The 1010-nt window shown below is 45.0% G+C and carries 1 protein-coding gene and 1 pseudogene; both read right to left on the reverse strand.

The genetic code is table 11. The features are described 5' to 3' along the window. Positions 1-351 (reverse strand): annotated as a pseudogene (locus A3763_RS19190) (type II secretion system protein GspD); the annotation flags it as partial. A 56-nt stretch (positions 352-407) separates the two neighbouring features. Continuing rightward, a partial coding sequence (locus A3763_RS19195) for a type II secretion system protein N (protein WP_156495188.1) occupies positions 408-1010 on the reverse strand: 603 nt, incomplete at its 5' end.

Raw genomic sequence — 1010 nt, forward strand, 5'->3', positions numbered from 1 at the left:
CTTGGCATCATTTTGTCTGACAATCTTGATCACTTCCTGGCCAGGTATCGCTGCAAAGCCATGCACCCCCAAGACGGATAAAAACATTTCGTAAACAGCAGATTTATTCATTGAAGCATTAGAAATAACCGTGACCTTACCCTTAACTCGAGGGTCAATAACAAAGCTATAACCTGTTATATCGGCAACCTGACTAACAAATGCTCTGACATCCGCATCCTTCAGATTTACCTTCCAGGTTTGCTCCTCACCGAAGGCACTCCCGCTAAATACCAGCGCGGCACAAACAACCAAGTGCACCAACCTGAGACGGACCATACTGAACATGTTCTTTCCTAATGTAGACTTCATAACAATCACTTTACACTTAAGTCATTTGCATTACTGGGCTTGAGCCCGCAATTTTTTTATCTCAAAGGGTAGTTAATATAAAAGCTGGCGCCATCTCGCATCACTTCTACTTCCAAACTACCTTGCTCATAGAGACTTTTCATTAACTCTTTATCGCGCTGAATATCACCAAGGTTATGACCATTCACCGAGCGTATCACATCACCCTTGTTAAGATTTAGCCCCGACAACATTGGGTTTCCACCTTGGTAAACATACCCCTCTGAAGAAGCTTTCAGCCCAACTGAGCCCAATGCAGCGACAGGATCTTCCTGTAAGCGCTCTGCAGCCTCATCCATAAATTGCTGAGGCGTTTCTACTGATTCCACCCTTGCTCTTCTTTTCGGCTGGGCTTTAACCGGCGTTACCTTAGAAAAACTGCTACTGCCTTTGATGCTCTTCTTTTCTTCAAAAGCCAAAGTTTCTAGCCTTCCGTTACGCCTCAAGAGAATACGATCACTATATACCTCTTCCAAAGTGGCCCTGCCTGGTAGGGCATCACCTATGCCATAGTAATCCGCCTTCTTGCCAATCTCTTCTACTATAGCACCCGATGCGCCAGCCTGCTCTGACATAAAAACACCTTTTAATGCTAACCTTAAGCTGGTCTTAGGCGCTTC

The sequence above is a fragment of the Oleiphilus sp. HI0128 genome (assembly GCF_001635365.1).